Source organism: Enterovibrio calviensis DSM 14347 (assembly GCF_000621165.1).
GTDB classification, from domain to species: domain Bacteria; phylum Pseudomonadota; class Gammaproteobacteria; order Enterobacterales; family Vibrionaceae; genus Enterovibrio; species Enterovibrio calviensis.
Window position 1 is genome coordinate 167,942 of record NZ_JHZA01000007.1, and the last position, 14,682, is coordinate 182,623.

The window sequence follows — 14,682 nt, forward strand, 5'->3', positions numbered from 1 at the left end:
TTCAATCGAATATCAATGGCCTTAATGCGATAAGACGACACGTTGAGGTTGGCGACGTAGAGGAGAGAAAGAGGGCTGATACAACGCGCTTTTTTGAAACGATTATCCAACCCTTTTTGGGGCTGGATGACTAAAACGCCAACACTTCATCATTGATCCAGCGAAGCAGCATTTGGCCGAATTCGACGGACATATCTGAGTCAGGGAATTGAGCACTCAGTTTCGCGCCCAAATCGTTCACGTTCATTCCTGCGGACACATAATCAATAGCGGCAGATTCGATGGGTGAAATGCTGCGAAAATGCGGGGAGTGGCCTTTACGCCAAATCAGTACGTCGACGGGTTGTGGCAGTGGGGCGACTTCTGGTGGCACGGTATCTTGATCAATGGCGTGCCAAATATCCAGTGTATTGAAGTGGTGCGTTGCGACCGACAAGGTAGGAACGGGTTTTAACGATCCATCTTGCGATTCGGTGCTCGCGATGTTTTGCAGATCTTCCAATGTCATAACTGAGCTATCAGCGCCGTCAAAAGCGCGTCGAAGCGTCCAATCTAACGCTGCCAACTCAGAGACTTCCAGATCATCGGGAAGCTGTTGTGCTAAGAACTCAGGAAAAATGTCGCCATAAAAGCCGATGTTGTTGTAACGAGAATGGTGCGATTGCACGTAATCGTTCGCCAGTTGATTGAACCAGTCGTCACCAAGATATATGACAGTGTGCCCAAAGGTGTCACGCAAAACGTCAACCAAGCGAACGCGATAAGCATTGTGATAAATGGCTAAGCGGTCTTTGGCAGGGAGGCGTTGTGCTGATTGATTGACCCAATTGGCGTCAAGACACTCTTTGCGTAAAACGATAGTCTGGAATTGATCTTGAATATCTTGCAGCTTCATAACACTCCCTCGGTTTGCAGCACATTATGTGCAATTGAGCGGGCGTTATCTAACTCAGCGAGCAATTCAGACAGCGGAGGAATGTTGTCGTCACGCTCTATCATAGTCGGCGTTTCACCAAATCGTTGGAGTGCTTGTTCGTAGAGTGACCATACGCCATCACAAACAGGGTGATCATGGGTATCGATCAAATGGTCGCCATTATTTAAGTGACCCGCCAGGTGAAACTGCTGAACGCTGTCGACGGGAATACCTTGAATGAAGTCTGTCGAGGAAAAGCCATGATTGAAAGCGCTAACATAGATATTATTGATATCAAGCAATAACTTACAGTCGGTTGTTCGGCTTATCGCGGAGAGGAATTCCCACTCTGTCATTTCAGACGCGGTAAATTCTACATAGCTGGATACGTTTTCTAACACTAAGGGGCGTTGCAATGCCTCTTGTGCTTGGTGAATATTTCTCACGACGACATCTAACGCTTCTTGCGTAAAGGGAAGTGGCATTAAATCGTGAAGTTTGCGTCCATGAACGCCACTCCAACACAAGTGATCAGAAACCCACATGGGTTCAATGCGCTGTTCGAGTGCTTTAAGTTTTCGAAGGTATTCGGTGTCTAGTCCGTTGATTGAACCAATGGAAAGAGACACGCCGTGCATGACCATGGGATAGTCAGCGCGAATACGGTCAAGCATGGTCAATGGTTTTCCGCCATTGACCATGTAATTATCAGAAATGACTTCTAACCAGTCGACAGGTTGAGGCGCATTCAGAAAATCGTTGTAATGCTGAGTGCGAAGTCCAAGACCAAAGCTAGAAGTCATTTCTTTATCCCTTTCTTAAATGATTAGATATCAGAGATAGTGCCGCCAGCATCGAGGCATTCTTTCGCTTTCATGCCTTTGAAGCCGTGTCCGCCACATTGGTTTTGACCCTTACAGGCGTGCTCTGCAGTTTTACAATCTGAGTTGCCTTTACAAGAGTGTATGCCATAACAGTGCACTTTATCACCAGCACCGATAGCAGCGCCGCTGCTACCTTTTGGTGATTCAGCAGCAAACGCAGAAGTGCTTAAGGCCAAAGCCAAAGCAACGGAAGCAAAGGTGGCGCTTTTTTCTACTTTATTCATTTTCTATTCTCCAATGTTTTCACGTAAAACAAGCATCTTGCTAATAAGTAAATTGCCAATCGTGCACGCGGTGAATATTTCAACGTAAAGTGCGATGACTGGTTGGTTTAAGTACATTCAAAAGCCACATAAATAGACCTATAGGTATCTGAGTTGATTTCATGAAAATTGAGAAAATATTGAATATATTTCTAAGTTGTTGTTTTTATTTTATTTAAATTTTGGTTTTTTTGATAATCGAGATGACTTAAAGCGAGAAATGTGTGGAGGTGAAGTGTTTCATATGCTTGGTTCTGTGCTTTGGTCTATTTTTTGACACAAACAAAACGGTCGCCGGTTAATTTCTTTTTTGGTGATTTCGCTGGGGAGGGATAATAAAATTCAGAGAGCGTGGGTTTTATTACTCTTTTATCGTACTGACTGTCATGGTTATTTCTGATACTGACTTTCCGTCAATACGATATAAATCAGTTATTTCTCCAATAGTGTTGAAACCTCGAGTTAAATACAGGTATTTTGCTGGGATATTGTCAGAGAGCACCTGCAAATCTAGCCAGTCAATGTGACTATGTGCGTTGCAAAATTGAACGACACAATCGAGCAACTGTTTACCGATACCTTGCTTTCTCATACGACGATCCACACCCATGCCTATCAAAACGCGGTGAAAGGTATAGTCATCACTGTGGTGGCGCAAATCGATATGCCCGCGAATAGTGTTGTTCGAGTCTTTTACTAGCCAAAGCTTACGCCATCCACTTTCACCAAACGGTACGTGAAAACCGTTGCGGAATTTGGCCTTAAGCTGATCAGTGAGTGGACTGTGCGCTTTGGCAACAGGCTGGAACAGCGGCGTATTCTCGTCTGCATTTTCTTCGAGTTGTCTTTCTAAGTACTCGAAGAACTGGGGTAAGTCTGCCAATGTGGCTTCCACGATGTCCATTTTACTTCCTTGTTTCCTTTCTGTGACTATCTAGCGTGCTTCATGATTACTGTGTATCCAAGCTAACATCTTGAATAGGAATATGAAAATCCATGAATTGAGTTAGTGATTGTGTGCTCAACTATTTTCGGCCAAGTACGCTTCCAATCGATCAGACAGCCATACTGTGAGTGCGCCTGTGTGACCATCCATTGATGTAATTTGTCCGTACGGTTGTAGCTGCATGGCACTGGAATGGCGTAATACCTGCAGTGTGCCGCTTCTTAGGTATTTCCTCAAAAGAACAGAAGGGACATTTGACCAACCAGAGCCATCTAACACGGCATCGCGCAAATGCTCATAAAATGGCAGAGCAATATAGTGTGGGGAAATCGGATCGAGCGCTTTCAAACCTTCGTCATCCACATAAGCGAGAGTGACTTCTGTATAGCGTTCAAGGTCGGCGCGCTGAACGCGTTTGAGCCTTGCGAGAGGGTGGTCCTTGTGAACAACGGACATCATTCGTACCTGTCCTAGCTTTTTCGAACTGATACGGCCGAATGCGCGTGTTTCTGGCAGCAAACCAAAGGCGACGTCAACCATGTTCTCATCCACCATTTCGTAGAGTTCTGGTGGTGGCGCAACGTAAAGCGATACGCTTGAATTGGGAAACAGCTGGTGGATTTCGCGCATGGTGGCACGCCAAAATGACTCAGGAATAGCGTCATCACGGCCAATACGAAGTGCTGATTCCACGCCACTTTCGAACTGGCGACACTTAGCGTCAATGTCATGTGCGGCTTGCAGTAAGCGTTCGCAGTCATCGTGAATCATTCGGCCAACGTTGGTCAGGTTAACGCTATTTCCTGAGCGGGCTAGCAATTCCACGCCCAAACTATCCTCTAGCGCACTGATCGCGGCACTGACTGTGGTACGGCTTTTTTCGAGTTCACGCGCCGCACCAGCAATTGAGCCAGTTTCGACCGCGGTGAGGAACATTTCTATTTGGCTACTTCGCATTGTATGTCCATGTTTGTACGGGTATTGACCAGATTCATTTTAACCCTAAATAAATAGAATAAAACCCCAGCGACCAAAAAGTTGTCGCTCAGTAACTCCTTGAATCCCCAAATAGGCTGTATTGTCGTTATTACTGCGCCATTGAATGATGTTGCAGTCAATTTTTTTGTCACTTGTGGGGATTTATGTCGTGTGAATATGCGAAAGAACGTAACTTACTGAAATTTTCTAGTTTTGCTTGTTTTTGCTTTGCTGCGTTAGGTGTTGGGATCGGTCTCTGGGCTGGATCAATGGCGATAGTGTTTGATGGTGCTTACTCTTTGGTTAGCCTTTTTCTCTCTCTGATGGCACTCGGCGCGACGGTCTACATTAGCAATGGCACAGGCAAAAATCGAAAATCAGGTAAGCACGTTTCTGCGCAAAAAGCCGAAGTTATTGAGTCATTGGTGGTGTTGATTAAAGGTCTCGCCGTATCGGTTGTATGCGTAGTGTCATTTGCATCAGCATTTGAAGCCATGTTTAACGGCGGACGTGAAGTCAACGCGGGTTCTGCCCTAATTTTTGGCGTGGTTAACTTGATTGGTTGTTTTGCCTGTTACTTTTTCGTGAAGTCACGCTCGGGTAAACAAGCCTCGACAATTTTGAAAGCCGAAACCAGCCAATGGTTGATGGATACCGTGATTAGTGCCGCTGTATTAGTCGGTTTTATTATCGCTGCAGCGATGATGGCGAGCGGTTACTCAGACTACGCGGTTTACGCAGACCCAATCATGGTGATTCTGGCATCGGTTTACTTTGCGACGGTACCTGTAAAGATGGTGGGTGATTCAACCAAACGTTTGTGGAACATCTACCAAGAAGACAACGCCGTGTCTGGGCAACGCCTCTTGGCTTGAAAGTCACGTAACTAACATCTTAATTCAAGAAATGGCAGCTCATTGAGCTGCCATTTTTTTATCCGTTAAGTTCATCTGATATCAGCAAGTTTGGTCAAGTTTCAAGGTCGTTAGTACGTTATGTTGTTGTTGGCGATAACGTACTAACGGAGGGAGCGCAGTACATGTCGAATTGTAAGGCCCGCTTGGAGAAGGTTCGCGAATACATTGAACTGAATTTGGATGAACAGATTAATCTCGATACGTTGAGCAAAGTTGCTCATCTCTCTAAGCACCATTTTCATCGTCTATTTTCTGTTGAATACGGCATCACAGTGGCTACTTATGTTCGCCTTTTACGGCTGAAAAAAGCGGCTTATCAAATCGCCTACCGTGATGATCTTTCGATTACTACCATTGCATTGGATTGTCACTACGAAAGCAGTGAGGCGTTTTCTCGTGCCTTTCGCAAAGTGTTTGAACAAAGCCCATCTGCATTTCGAACTGAGCCCAATTGGGCCGCATGGCAACTGCATTTTGATGGCATTTTTAAGCTTCGAAATGAAGCATTCCTCAAATATTCTAACTTCAATGTGGAATATGCAGAACTGCCGACACTAGATGTGGCTGTGTTTGAACACCGTGATTCGCCAGAGAATTTGCAGTATTCGGTGGGTAAATTCATTGAATGGCGAAAGAGCAATAAGGTTCCGCCGAGCCGCTATCGAACTTTCAATTTGATTTATGACGACCCAGAAGAAGTGGTCGATACCTCGTTTCGGTTTGATCTCTGCTGTCAGATAGATAAGGGCACCGATACGTCCGACTCGAACATTTCGCTAAAAACACTGCAAGGCGGGCGCTGTGCCAAGATACGCTTTGTTGGTAGTGACGATGTGATTGGATGTGCGGTGAGGTATTTATATTCGCAGTGGTTACCGCAATCCAGTGAGACGCTGCGTGACGCACCAGTGCTGTTTGAGCGCGTGACTTTATTCCCTGACGTGACTGAACATGAAATGGTGACGGATGTATATCTTCCTATTGTTTAGCACCTATTTTCAGCAGGTTGCGTTGTGACTGTTTCAACCAAAACCGTGCTAAAGAGCAGCTTGTCGACGGCTCGTCGTCATCTCGCTTTGTTCTTCAACTATTACTGTCTGGCCGTCATAGTGATGACGATAAAAGGGGAACTGTTTAACGTCGCCTTACGAGTTTGGTCTGATGAGCCGCTGACTTTTTGGGGAAACGGCTTGTGGCAAGTGACACTGATGATTTCATTCGTTATTGCTTTATACGTCTATATCAACGATGTCACGCACTAAACTGACGACTCCTCAGTCGATGATAGCCGCTCTGCCAGTAGTTCGATCCAGTGTTTGACGGGTACAGTACTTTCCGAGGCTAGGTGCAGTTGGCAACCAATGTTGGCCGTGACAATCACATCCGGATTGTCACCTTGCAGTGCTTCAAGTTTTCGCTTCAATAGCTTTTGACTCAGTTCTGGTTGTAGCAGGGAATAGGCCCCTGCAGAGCCGCAACAGAGGTGGTTTTCGTGGGTTGTGGTTTGAACTACACCTAGTTGGCTGAGTGTTTTGTATAGATTGCCTTTGCGGTCGATACCGTGTTGCAGTGAGCAAGGGCAGTGCACCGCTGCACGTTCACCACTTTGTTTAATCCGTAATTGACTCAAGTCTTCTTCTGCCAGTACATCACTAAGATCTTTCGCAAGTGCAGCAATGCGATTGGCTTTATCCATGTAATCGGGTTCGTGTCTCAATAATTCTGGGTATTCTTTGATGGATAACCCACAGCCTGATGCAGATATGACAATGGCTTCAGCCCCATTTTCTATATGCGGCCACCATGCATTGATATTTTGCTTGGCTTGTTCAATAGCGCGCTGATGTTCGGATAGATGCGCATTCATTGCGCCGCAGCAGGTTTCGTTTTTGATGGTGATCAGTTCAATGCCAAGATGACACATGACTTCGCGTGCCGCAATTAAGGTGTTCGGTGTGACGGCTTGCTGAACACAACCCTTAAAACCAATCATGGTCCTGATTGCCTTCACTTCAGGCGTTGGGGAATTGGTGGAGATTCTCTTGGCATTGATTGGCTTGAGGTTGATACGATTGTTTTGCCCACCTCGAATGACTTGTTGCTGAGGTAATTTCTTGCGAAGCGCTATTGGCAACAAAAACGAAAATGTTCGCCCCAATACCACGCCGAAACGAACCCAGCCCGAATGGGGGAAAATGCGAGTGAGGGTAAAACGTATTAGTTTTTCTTTGGCGGAACGGGGCACCTTTGATTCAATGTGTTTTCGTCCGATATCGAGCAATTCTGCGTATTTCACACCCGAAGGGCAGGTGGTTTCACAGCTTCGGCAAGTGAGGCAGCGATCAAGGTGTCGCTGTGTTTTCTCTGTGACTTCATTGCCTTCCAGCATTTGTTTTATCAAATAAATACGACCTCGCGGGCCGTCTCTTTCATCGCTTAGCTCTTGGTAGGTAGGGCAGGTGGCGTTACAAAACCCGCAGTGCACACAGCGTCGCAAAATATCCTGCGCTTTTTGGCCATCTTTTGATTTGAGAAACGCACTGTCGAGGTTTGTCTTCATTGCGATTCGCCTCCTTGCCTATCAACGCCTAACCGTTCACCTGCTAACCGTTCGACACCTAACCAAGAATAAAGCCGACCTGGATTAAACAGATGTTGTGGGTCAAATGCTGCTTTAAGCGATTGATGCAGATGCTGAATGGGCGGTGATAGTGCGTTAAAACACTCGCTGTTATCGTTGCGTCTAGAGCCACTCAATTCTGCCTTTGAACGATATCGAGCCACATGCCCGCCGTGTTGCTTGGCAATTTGGGTTAACGATTCATGGGGTTCGTCAGTGAACACCCAACGGACGTTTCCCGCCCAATCGACCAATGTGTGTTCGAATTGCGTTATATGAGGGGCTGATGCATCAATAGATAAGCGATATAGATGTCCATCGTGACTGAAAAATGGATGGCGGAAATTGCGAATAGATCGCCAGAACAGGGATTGATGACTCAGCTTTTCGCCGCCAATGTTGTTTGAATAAACAGCCACGTTTGGCGCTGACCCCGCGAGTCGGATGTACAAATTCCCGTCGACCCACGCCGCGCCAGACAAGGGATAACCGCTGATGACCCATTTGCGCATGACCGTGATGGCTTGCTGTGTATCCATTTCAAGCATCAAGGTTTCTGTGGCTTCGGGTTTTGGCATCACTCTCAGGCTGATGTCGGTGAGTATGCCAAACGCGCCCATCGCACCGGCTTGCAGTCGAGATAAATCATAGCCAGCAACGTTTTTCATGACCTGCCCGCCAAACCTTAGGTGTTCACCAAAGCCGTTTATCAGGGTTACGCCTAGAATGGCGTCTCGTAGTGAGCCATAAAATGGGCGAGAAGCGCCGCTAACATTGCATGCAACGGTGCCTCCTAACGTCGCTTTTCCCTCGAATGCAGGTGGCTCGCCAACGAGCATTTGGTTGTTTTCAGCCAATATTGATTGTAATTCGGTAATGCGAGTTCCTGCCCGAGCCGTGATCACTAGCTCACTGGGGTGATAGGCGGTCACACCGCTGTGGCCACTGAGAGAAACAGGGCTTCCTATGGCTTCTCGACCGATAAAGGCTTTGGTGTTTCCTCCAATAATGTTGAGTGGCGTGTTATCAGCTTTGGCGTCCCGCACTTGTTCGCAAAGCGAAGCCGACATATCAGCCATTGGTCGACCCTCTTTGCGACAATGAATGTTTCATGACTGTGTGTTCTTGGCAGTGTTTGGGGGTTGGGATGCCTTTCCCTGGATTAAGTAGGTTGTCGGGGTCGAAGGCGGCTTTGACTCGAAGAAACTGCGCTAGCTCTGCATCATTGAATTGATAGTGCATCTGCTCGATTTTTTCTAGCCCAACGCCGTGTTCACCGGTAATACAGCCACCGGCTTCAACGCAAACTCGCAGGATATCCGCCCCAAACGCTTCCGTTTGTTCAAGTTCGCCCGGAACGTTTGCATCGAACAAGATGAGTGGGTGTAAGTTGCCATCACCAGCATGGAATACATTCGCAACGCGCAAACCATATTGTTCGGAAAGCCGATGGATTTCTGCTAAAACAGGGGCTAACTGCCGACGCGGAATGGTGCCATCCATGCAGTAGTAGTCTGGTGATAACCGACCGACGGCGGGAAATGCGGATTTGCGTCCCTTCCACATCAATGCCCGTTCTTCCTCGTTGTTGGAAACACGCAGTGACGTAGCGCCTGCGGATTCCAGCAGAGTTTTGGCAAGTTGTAATTGGTGATTCACGTCATCTGCAGTGCCATCGAGTTCGCAAAGCAAGAGTGCTTCCGCGTCTTTGGGGTAACCTGCGTGAGCAAAATCTTCAGCCGCTTGAATGGCGTACCGATCCATCATTTCAAGGCCAGCAGGGATAATACCGTCTGAGATGATTGCATTGACGGCGTTTGCCGCATTTTCTACCGTGTCAAAACCTGCGAGTATTACCCTTGCAAGTTCTGGAATGGGAAGCAGCCGAACAGTGATTTCCGTCACTAAGCCTAGCATGCCTTCAGAGCCAGTTAACAAGGCGAGAAAATCAAAACCCGCGATATCGGCACTTTTGTCGCCCACTTCTATGCGTTCTCCCTCTGCGGTCACGAATATCAATGAGACGATGTTATGAACCGTGAGGCCATATTTTAGGCAGTGAACGCCGCCTGCGTTTTCTGCTACGTTACCGCCAATCGAACAGGCTATTTGTGAAGAAGGATCAGGCGCATAATACAGACCATATTTTGAGGCCGATTCTGAAATGGCGAGGTTGCGAACTCCGGGTTGTACAAGAGCGAGGCCGCTTTCATTTTTGATATCAAGGATTTGATTAAGTCTCGCTAAAGAAAGAACAATCCCTCCCTCAATGGGCAGCGCACCAGCGGAGAGCCCTGTCCCCGCTCCACGAGCAACCACGGTCACGCTATGCTGATGGCACAATGCCATGACTGCCATCACTTCTTCTGTATTCGCAGGTAACACCACACAGGTTGGAAGAGAACAATAGACCGATAGCCCGTCGCACTCATAAGGGTGAAGGGTTTCTTTATCGACAATGATGAACTCACTGCCAACAATGCTCTCAAGTGCTTCAAATATGACGGCATCCATGTCAGCTTCCCTGTGTGTTGGTGATTGAATGGTAAAACGTTAGTCCATCCTGTGAGGGGGAGTTGCATAATCCTTATGCCATACTGAAAAAGTGTGGGGCGTGTAAGGTATTCACCGCAACTGCAATACGAGCGAGTTCTCATGATGCAGGATTCATAATGGCGCTTCACCTGATAGTGAAGGCAATTCACAATTGCGAGAGAGGGATACAAGGGTTGTTCTACAAGACTGTTGCGTAACATGTTGACGCTAAGATATTATTTTTGTTGAAGTTATATAGTTTTTCGTTCATTCATGGAGGAATGATGGATAGTTTGAAATTGAAAGTGCCCCCTGTTTTGCAGGTTATTTTAATATTACTGCTGATGAGAGGCATTGCGAGCATATCACCAGTCAGCCCGCTATTGGCGTCATATTCCAGTGTATTAAGCGTTGTGTTTTTGGTCGTTGGTGTGGTGTTCGGCGTTTCTGGGGTTGTGGCATTTCGTCGTCACCAAACCACAGTGAATCCAACATTAAAAACGGCTTCGACATCTCTTGTTCAGTCTGGTGTGTATCGTGTGACGCGTAACCCCATGTATGTAGGGTTGGCGTGCTTACTCATTGCTGCTGCATGTTACTTCGCAAATTTTTACACGCTACTTGGTTGTGTGTTGTTCATTTTCTATATGAATATGTTCCAAATAGAGCCTGAAGAAGTGTATCTAACCGAACAGTTCCCTGACGAATATCCTGAATACACGAGAAGGGTGCGTCGTTGGTTGTAGGCTCTATCGAATAACGTCACGAAGAAATCAGGTTTTGTTGCATGGCTAACTCACCGTTCTGTAACAAAACCGACCCTATGTTTGTTTAAGGCCATGGCTCTGTTTAAGACAATGGCGATTTTCTATACACTCATTCTTTTCTCTCACGAATTTGAATCTTTCGTCGATGCTATCAATTCCCGTTCCTTTCGTTGTTTCCCTGTTACTGATTATTGCTGCGGCACTTTTGTTTTTGACGTTGGGGAAATCAGGTCAAAAATCGGTGTGGTTCACGATACTGTGTGCGACATGTACCTTCGTAGTGGGAATGCGTTGGACGCTTGATCTTCAATGGGTGCGTTTTGTTCAGCCTATTTTGGCGTCTATGTTGCCCATTGCGGCTTGGTATTGCTTTGCCAAAGCGCATCACAATAAGCGGCCTGCTTTTTGGCATATAGGTTGGCCAATACTTATCGCCGTTTGTTCATTCAATTACGCGCAATGGCCTTTTGCTACCGATATGGCTCTAATTGCGTTGTATCTTGGTTACGGTGGCGCGTTGATTGCTTCCTCGTTGACAGTGCCCGAAGAAGTGCGACTGTCGAACGTGCAACGTGTTGTTGTGGCAGAACGTGTTGCGGGATCGATGCTGTTGTTTTCCGCGTCGATTGATAGCATGTTGTCGTTTGATTTCGCCTTCTACCGTGGCGAGCATGGACCCGCCATCATTTCTTTGTCCTATTTGATTTTGATCCCCATGGTTGTCGGCGCAGTTGCTATTGTCGGTTTCAGTACGTCGACGCGTGACAGGGATAATAACGCCGCAATGCCGCGCTCAACACCAATGCCTTTTCCGTCGTCTTTAGACGCCGATGGTTCAGAGATCGTTGATGTCACTGCCACAAACCCCTCGCCTGAAAACCATGCTCAAGTGTCAGAGGAAGAATCCGCCGATATCATGGCTAAATTCGACGGATTAATGCACATCAAGCAGACTTATCGTGACCCAGACATTACGTTGAGCCGATTATCACGCAAATTGGGTATCCCGGCTAAACAACTCTCTAGTGCGGTCAATAAGTGCAAAGGGGAGAATATCTCCAAGGTGATCAATGCGTATCGTATTGAACATGCTAAAACTCTGTTAGAAACAACAAAAGACAGTATTACTGAAATCTACTTGGCGTCAGGGTTTCAAACCAAATCCAATTTTAACCGAGAGTTTTTGCGTATTACGGGGCAAACGCCCAGCGCATATCGCCAATCCCTCCAATAGATTTGACCGTGGTAGATATTATTACCTTAGTCGCGGATGAACCGTGCAATATCTTCGTATATCGCCTCATGTAATGCGCGTCTGTCACTGCCAATACCATCTTTACAAATCACCCCATCACCAGGGACTTCTTCTTCAAGAATGGCTATCGCATTGGACTTACATAACTGCATGAAGCTAAAATGTGTCGCCTTTTCAAACACCTTATAGCGACGATTCTCTAGGGGAATGTGCTCGGCTAGATAGCCGGATTCCATCGCTTGAGGTAAGTCTCCAATATCAATGCCCGCCGCGAGGATTAACGATGGCTGTTGGATCTCATTTAAGCTGGTGGTGGAGAAACTTCGTGCTAGGCCAAGGTCTAGGATCACCACTCGTTTGATTCTGTGATCTGCAAGGTCATTTGATTCGGGTTCACCGTCTTGTTCTGCATCTAACCCTAGCTCTTTTGCCAAGCCACATGTGCGAGGATTTGGGTGGATTTTGCATTGTGTATTGAAGGCACTTCTATCAAACTGCGCACCCCCTAACTGAGCGACACTCCAGCCTCCAAGCGAATGACCAATCGCAGTGACGTCATCCGATGCGATGCTCTCTTTCCATACCGCATTACCTTCCAAATAATTCAGCACACGAATGAGATCTCTTGGGCGTTGCCACCACTGTGAAGATTGAGAGGGAGAGTGATCAAATGTTGTGGTTCCCGGATGATCAGGCGCGGCGACAATGTAACCTTCTTGGACTAATTTGTGGGCCAGCCAATTGAGGTTTCGCCAACTTCCACGATAACCATGTGACAATAAAACCAGAGGATGTTTGGCTGACATCACTTTTGCCTCTTTCACAACGCGTGTTCCTTCAAAGGCAATATTGTCAGCCACTAACGTCGCGGGAGCATTGTCGGTCGTTGGATACCACAGCGTCACATGGAGTGGGCGATTTGGTTCATCGCCGAGTTCAAATTGCGTAAATCCAACGCTGTTGGCGAGGGCATTCAGCGAAAATAGAGTCAGCAGCAGTGAGATAAGAGGCTTCATTGTTGGCGTTCCTTGTCGGCATTTCGATAATAGGTATATTCGTCGGAATACCTGTGCCGTGCGCCTCACAACCGGATCGAGGACGACCTAGAACCGATTCGAGTACTTATATGTGGATTGTCACTGCTACGAGTTTTGCTTTTTTGGCTATTCCAATTTCTCGATTTACTGATACTGTATATAAAAACAGTTATCGCTAGGTGCCTCCTATGCTGACGTCGCTATCCATTGCTAACTACCGCTCCATTATGTCGCTTACTATTCCGCTTGGGCCGTTGAACTTGATCACGGGATCGAATGGTAGTGGTAAATCGAATCTCTATAAAGCGCTGCGTTTGTTGGCGAAAACGGCGTCGGGTGGCGTTGTTAATTCACTGGCAGAAGAAGGGGGGTTGCATTCCACGTTTTGGGCTGGGCCAGAAGAGATTTCTGAGGCAATGAAGCGAGGTGATGTTGAGGTTGAAGGAACGCAACGAAAGAACGTCGTGCGTTTGAAGTTGGGCTTTGCGAGCGAGACGTTTGGTTATGCCATTTCGTTGGGGCTACCTGCGCCTCAACAATCAGCATTTATGTTTGATCCTGAAATCAAACATGAGTGTATTTTTAACGGTGATTATTTTAGACCTGCAAGTTCTTTAGTTGAACGCAAGGGTAGTGTGGTGAAAACCCGTCAGGGTCGCCAATGGGAAGTGATCTCTCAGCATATTCCCAATTACGACAGCATGTTTGATTCGCATTCAGACCCTGCCTCCGCGCCAGAAGTGTTCCATGTGCGTGAGATGATTAGAAGCTGGAGATTTTACGATCATTTTCGTACTGACAGCGAAGCACCCGCCAGAAAGCCACAGTTAGGCACGCGAACACCAGTGCTTCATCATGATGGTCGCGATCTTGCGGCTGCACTTCAAACCATTATTGAAATCGGTGATAAAGAAGCACTTGATCGCGCTATTGAAGATGCATTTCCTGGCTGTAAATTGCGTGTTGTGACGAAAGAAGATGGGCGATTTTCTCTCGAGTTCTTTCAAAGAGGGTTGTTGCGTCCATTAACGGGCGCTGAACTTTCTGATGGAACGCTGCGCTTTGTGCTCTGGATTGCCGCGTTACTTACCCCAAGGCCTCCCTCTTTGATGGTGCTTAACGAGCCTGAAACCAGTTTGCATCCCGATCTATTGCCTGCGCTGGCGCGGCTAATCGGCCATGCCTCAACGCACTCTCAAGTTTGGGTGATTTCCCACGCTAATCGTTTGATCAATGCGCTTAATGAACATCCTGATTGTCACTCCATTCAATTGGAGAAAGTGCTCGGTCAAACCGAAGTTCAAGGACAAGGTATGCTTGATGGCCCCAATTGGTATTGGCCCGATTAGCCTTGTCTTGCACGTTTGACGTACACCATACGTGATTAAATACGAAATTTTTTGCATAGCTAACTCCCTTTCTTACAAAGGAAAAAGAGGTCGATCAAAATTAATGTCCAAAAACGTATGCAATTCCGTATGTGAGATTATAAATCTGTGCCTATAATTATTGTGCTTCGGCAATATTCAGTTGAGTTAGAGGTGAGCTAGTTTGCATATCGATG

Annotated in this window: 15 protein-coding genes; 6 read left to right on the top strand and 9 right to left on the bottom strand. The window is 46.8% G+C overall.

The window, feature by feature from the left end; translation table 11 throughout:
• Window positions 1–130: 130 nt before the first annotated feature.
• The 5 genes from Q365_RS0105530 to Q365_RS0105550 all read right to left on the bottom strand — a co-directional run bounded on the left by Q365_RS0105530 (window position 131) and on the right by Q365_RS0105550 (window position 3,966).
• Window positions 131–895: an HvfC/BufC N-terminal domain-containing protein gene (locus Q365_RS0105530; RefSeq protein WP_028022400.1), complete on the bottom strand. Its 765-nt coding sequence runs from the start codon at window positions 893–895 to the stop codon at window positions 131–133.
• Window positions 892–1,719, bottom strand: a complete 828-nt coding sequence (gene bufB, locus Q365_RS0105535) for an MNIO family bufferin maturase (protein ID WP_028022401.1) — start codon at window positions 1,717–1,719, stop codon at window positions 892–894. Before bufB ends, Q365_RS0105530 begins: the two co-directional genes overlap by 4 nt.
• A 23-nt stretch (window positions 1,720–1,742) precedes the next feature.
• The gene (gene bufA2, locus Q365_RS0105540) at window positions 1,743–2,024 is read right to left on the bottom strand and encodes a BufA2 family periplasmic bufferin-type metallophore (protein WP_028022402.1); all 282 of its coding nucleotides are present in this window, start codon (window positions 2,022–2,024) and stop codon (window positions 1,743–1,745) included.
• Window positions 2,025–2,424: 400 nt separating this feature from the next.
• Window positions 2,425–2,967, bottom strand: a complete 543-nt coding sequence (locus Q365_RS0105545; RefSeq protein WP_028022403.1) for a GNAT family N-acetyltransferase — start codon at window positions 2,965–2,967, stop codon at window positions 2,425–2,427.
• A 117-nt stretch (window positions 2,968–3,084) separates the two neighbouring features.
• Window positions 3,085–3,966 carry a LysR family transcriptional regulator gene (locus Q365_RS0105550; protein ID WP_028022404.1) on the bottom strand — a complete coding sequence of 294 codons (882 nt, stop codon included), beginning with the start codon at window positions 3,964–3,966 and terminating at the stop codon, window positions 3,085–3,087.
• Between the two features lie 185 nt (window positions 3,967–4,151).
• Here Q365_RS0105550 and Q365_RS0105555 point away from each other — a divergent pair, with 185 nt between their 5' ends.
• The 3 genes from Q365_RS0105555 (at window position 4,152) to Q365_RS0105565 (ending at window position 6,166) form a co-directional block, all read left to right on the top strand.
• Complete coding sequence (locus Q365_RS0105555; protein ID WP_028022405.1) at window positions 4,152–4,862, top strand: cation transporter; 711 nt, start codon at window positions 4,152–4,154, stop codon at window positions 4,860–4,862.
• Window positions 4,863–5,026: 164 nt separating this feature from the next.
• Complete coding sequence (locus tag Q365_RS0105560; RefSeq protein WP_028022406.1) at window positions 5,027–5,893, top strand: AraC family transcriptional regulator; 867 nt, start codon at window positions 5,027–5,029, stop codon at window positions 5,891–5,893.
• A gap of 24 nt (window positions 5,894–5,917) precedes the next feature.
• Window positions 5,918–6,166 carry a hypothetical protein gene (locus Q365_RS0105565; RefSeq protein ID WP_051563754.1) on the top strand — a complete coding sequence of 83 codons (249 nt, stop codon included), beginning with the start codon at window positions 5,918–5,920 and terminating at the stop codon, window positions 6,164–6,166.
• Here the strand turns inward: Q365_RS0105565 and glcF are convergent.
• Genes glcF through Q365_RS0105580 form a run of 3 tightly spaced genes read right to left on the bottom strand, consistent with a single transcriptional unit; the run spans window position 6,163 to window position 10,038 of the window.
• The gene (gene glcF / locus Q365_RS0105570) at window positions 6,163–7,464 is read right to left on the bottom strand and encodes a glycolate oxidase subunit GlcF (protein WP_028022408.1); all 1,302 of its coding nucleotides are present in this window, start codon (window positions 7,462–7,464) and stop codon (window positions 6,163–6,165) included. The genes Q365_RS0105565 and glcF overlap by 4 nt on opposite strands.
• Complete coding sequence (glcE, locus tag Q365_RS25500) at window positions 7,461–8,603, bottom strand: glycolate oxidase subunit GlcE (protein WP_051563755.1); 1,143 nt, start codon at window positions 8,601–8,603, stop codon at window positions 7,461–7,463. Before glcE ends, glcF begins: the two co-directional genes overlap by 4 nt.
• Window positions 8,596–10,038 (bottom strand): FAD-linked oxidase C-terminal domain-containing protein, encoded by a 1,443-nt coding sequence (locus Q365_RS0105580; protein WP_028022409.1) that lies wholly within the window; start codon window positions 10,036–10,038, stop codon window positions 8,596–8,598. Before Q365_RS0105580 ends, glcE begins: the two co-directional genes overlap by 8 nt.
• A gap of 305 nt (window positions 10,039–10,343) precedes the next feature.
• Here Q365_RS0105580 and Q365_RS0105585 point away from each other — a divergent pair, with 305 nt between their 5' ends.
• Both Q365_RS0105585 and Q365_RS0105590 read left to right on the top strand, forming a co-directional pair.
• On the top strand, window positions 10,344–10,805 hold the full coding sequence (locus Q365_RS0105585; RefSeq protein WP_028022410.1) for a methyltransferase family protein: 462 nt from the start codon (window positions 10,344–10,346) through the stop codon (window positions 10,803–10,805).
• A gap of 166 nt (window positions 10,806–10,971) precedes the next feature.
• Complete coding sequence (locus tag Q365_RS0105590; RefSeq protein WP_028022411.1) at window positions 10,972–12,060, top strand: helix-turn-helix domain-containing protein; 1,089 nt, start codon at window positions 10,972–10,974, stop codon at window positions 12,058–12,060.
• A gap of 26 nt (window positions 12,061–12,086) precedes the next feature.
• Here Q365_RS0105590 and Q365_RS0105595 read toward each other — a convergent pair whose 3' ends face one another.
• Window positions 12,087–13,097 carry an alpha/beta hydrolase family protein gene (locus tag Q365_RS0105595; RefSeq protein ID WP_028022412.1) on the bottom strand — a complete coding sequence of 337 codons (1,011 nt, stop codon included), beginning with the start codon at window positions 13,095–13,097 and terminating at the stop codon, window positions 12,087–12,089.
• Window positions 13,098–13,306: 209 nt separating this feature from the next.
• On the opposite strand from Q365_RS0105595, the gene Q365_RS0105600 reads away from it, so the two are divergent.
• Entirely contained in the window at window positions 13,307–14,467 is a 1,161-nt protein-coding gene (locus Q365_RS0105600; RefSeq protein WP_028022413.1) for an AAA family ATPase, read from the top strand.
• Window positions 14,468–14,682 lie beyond the last annotated feature (215 nt).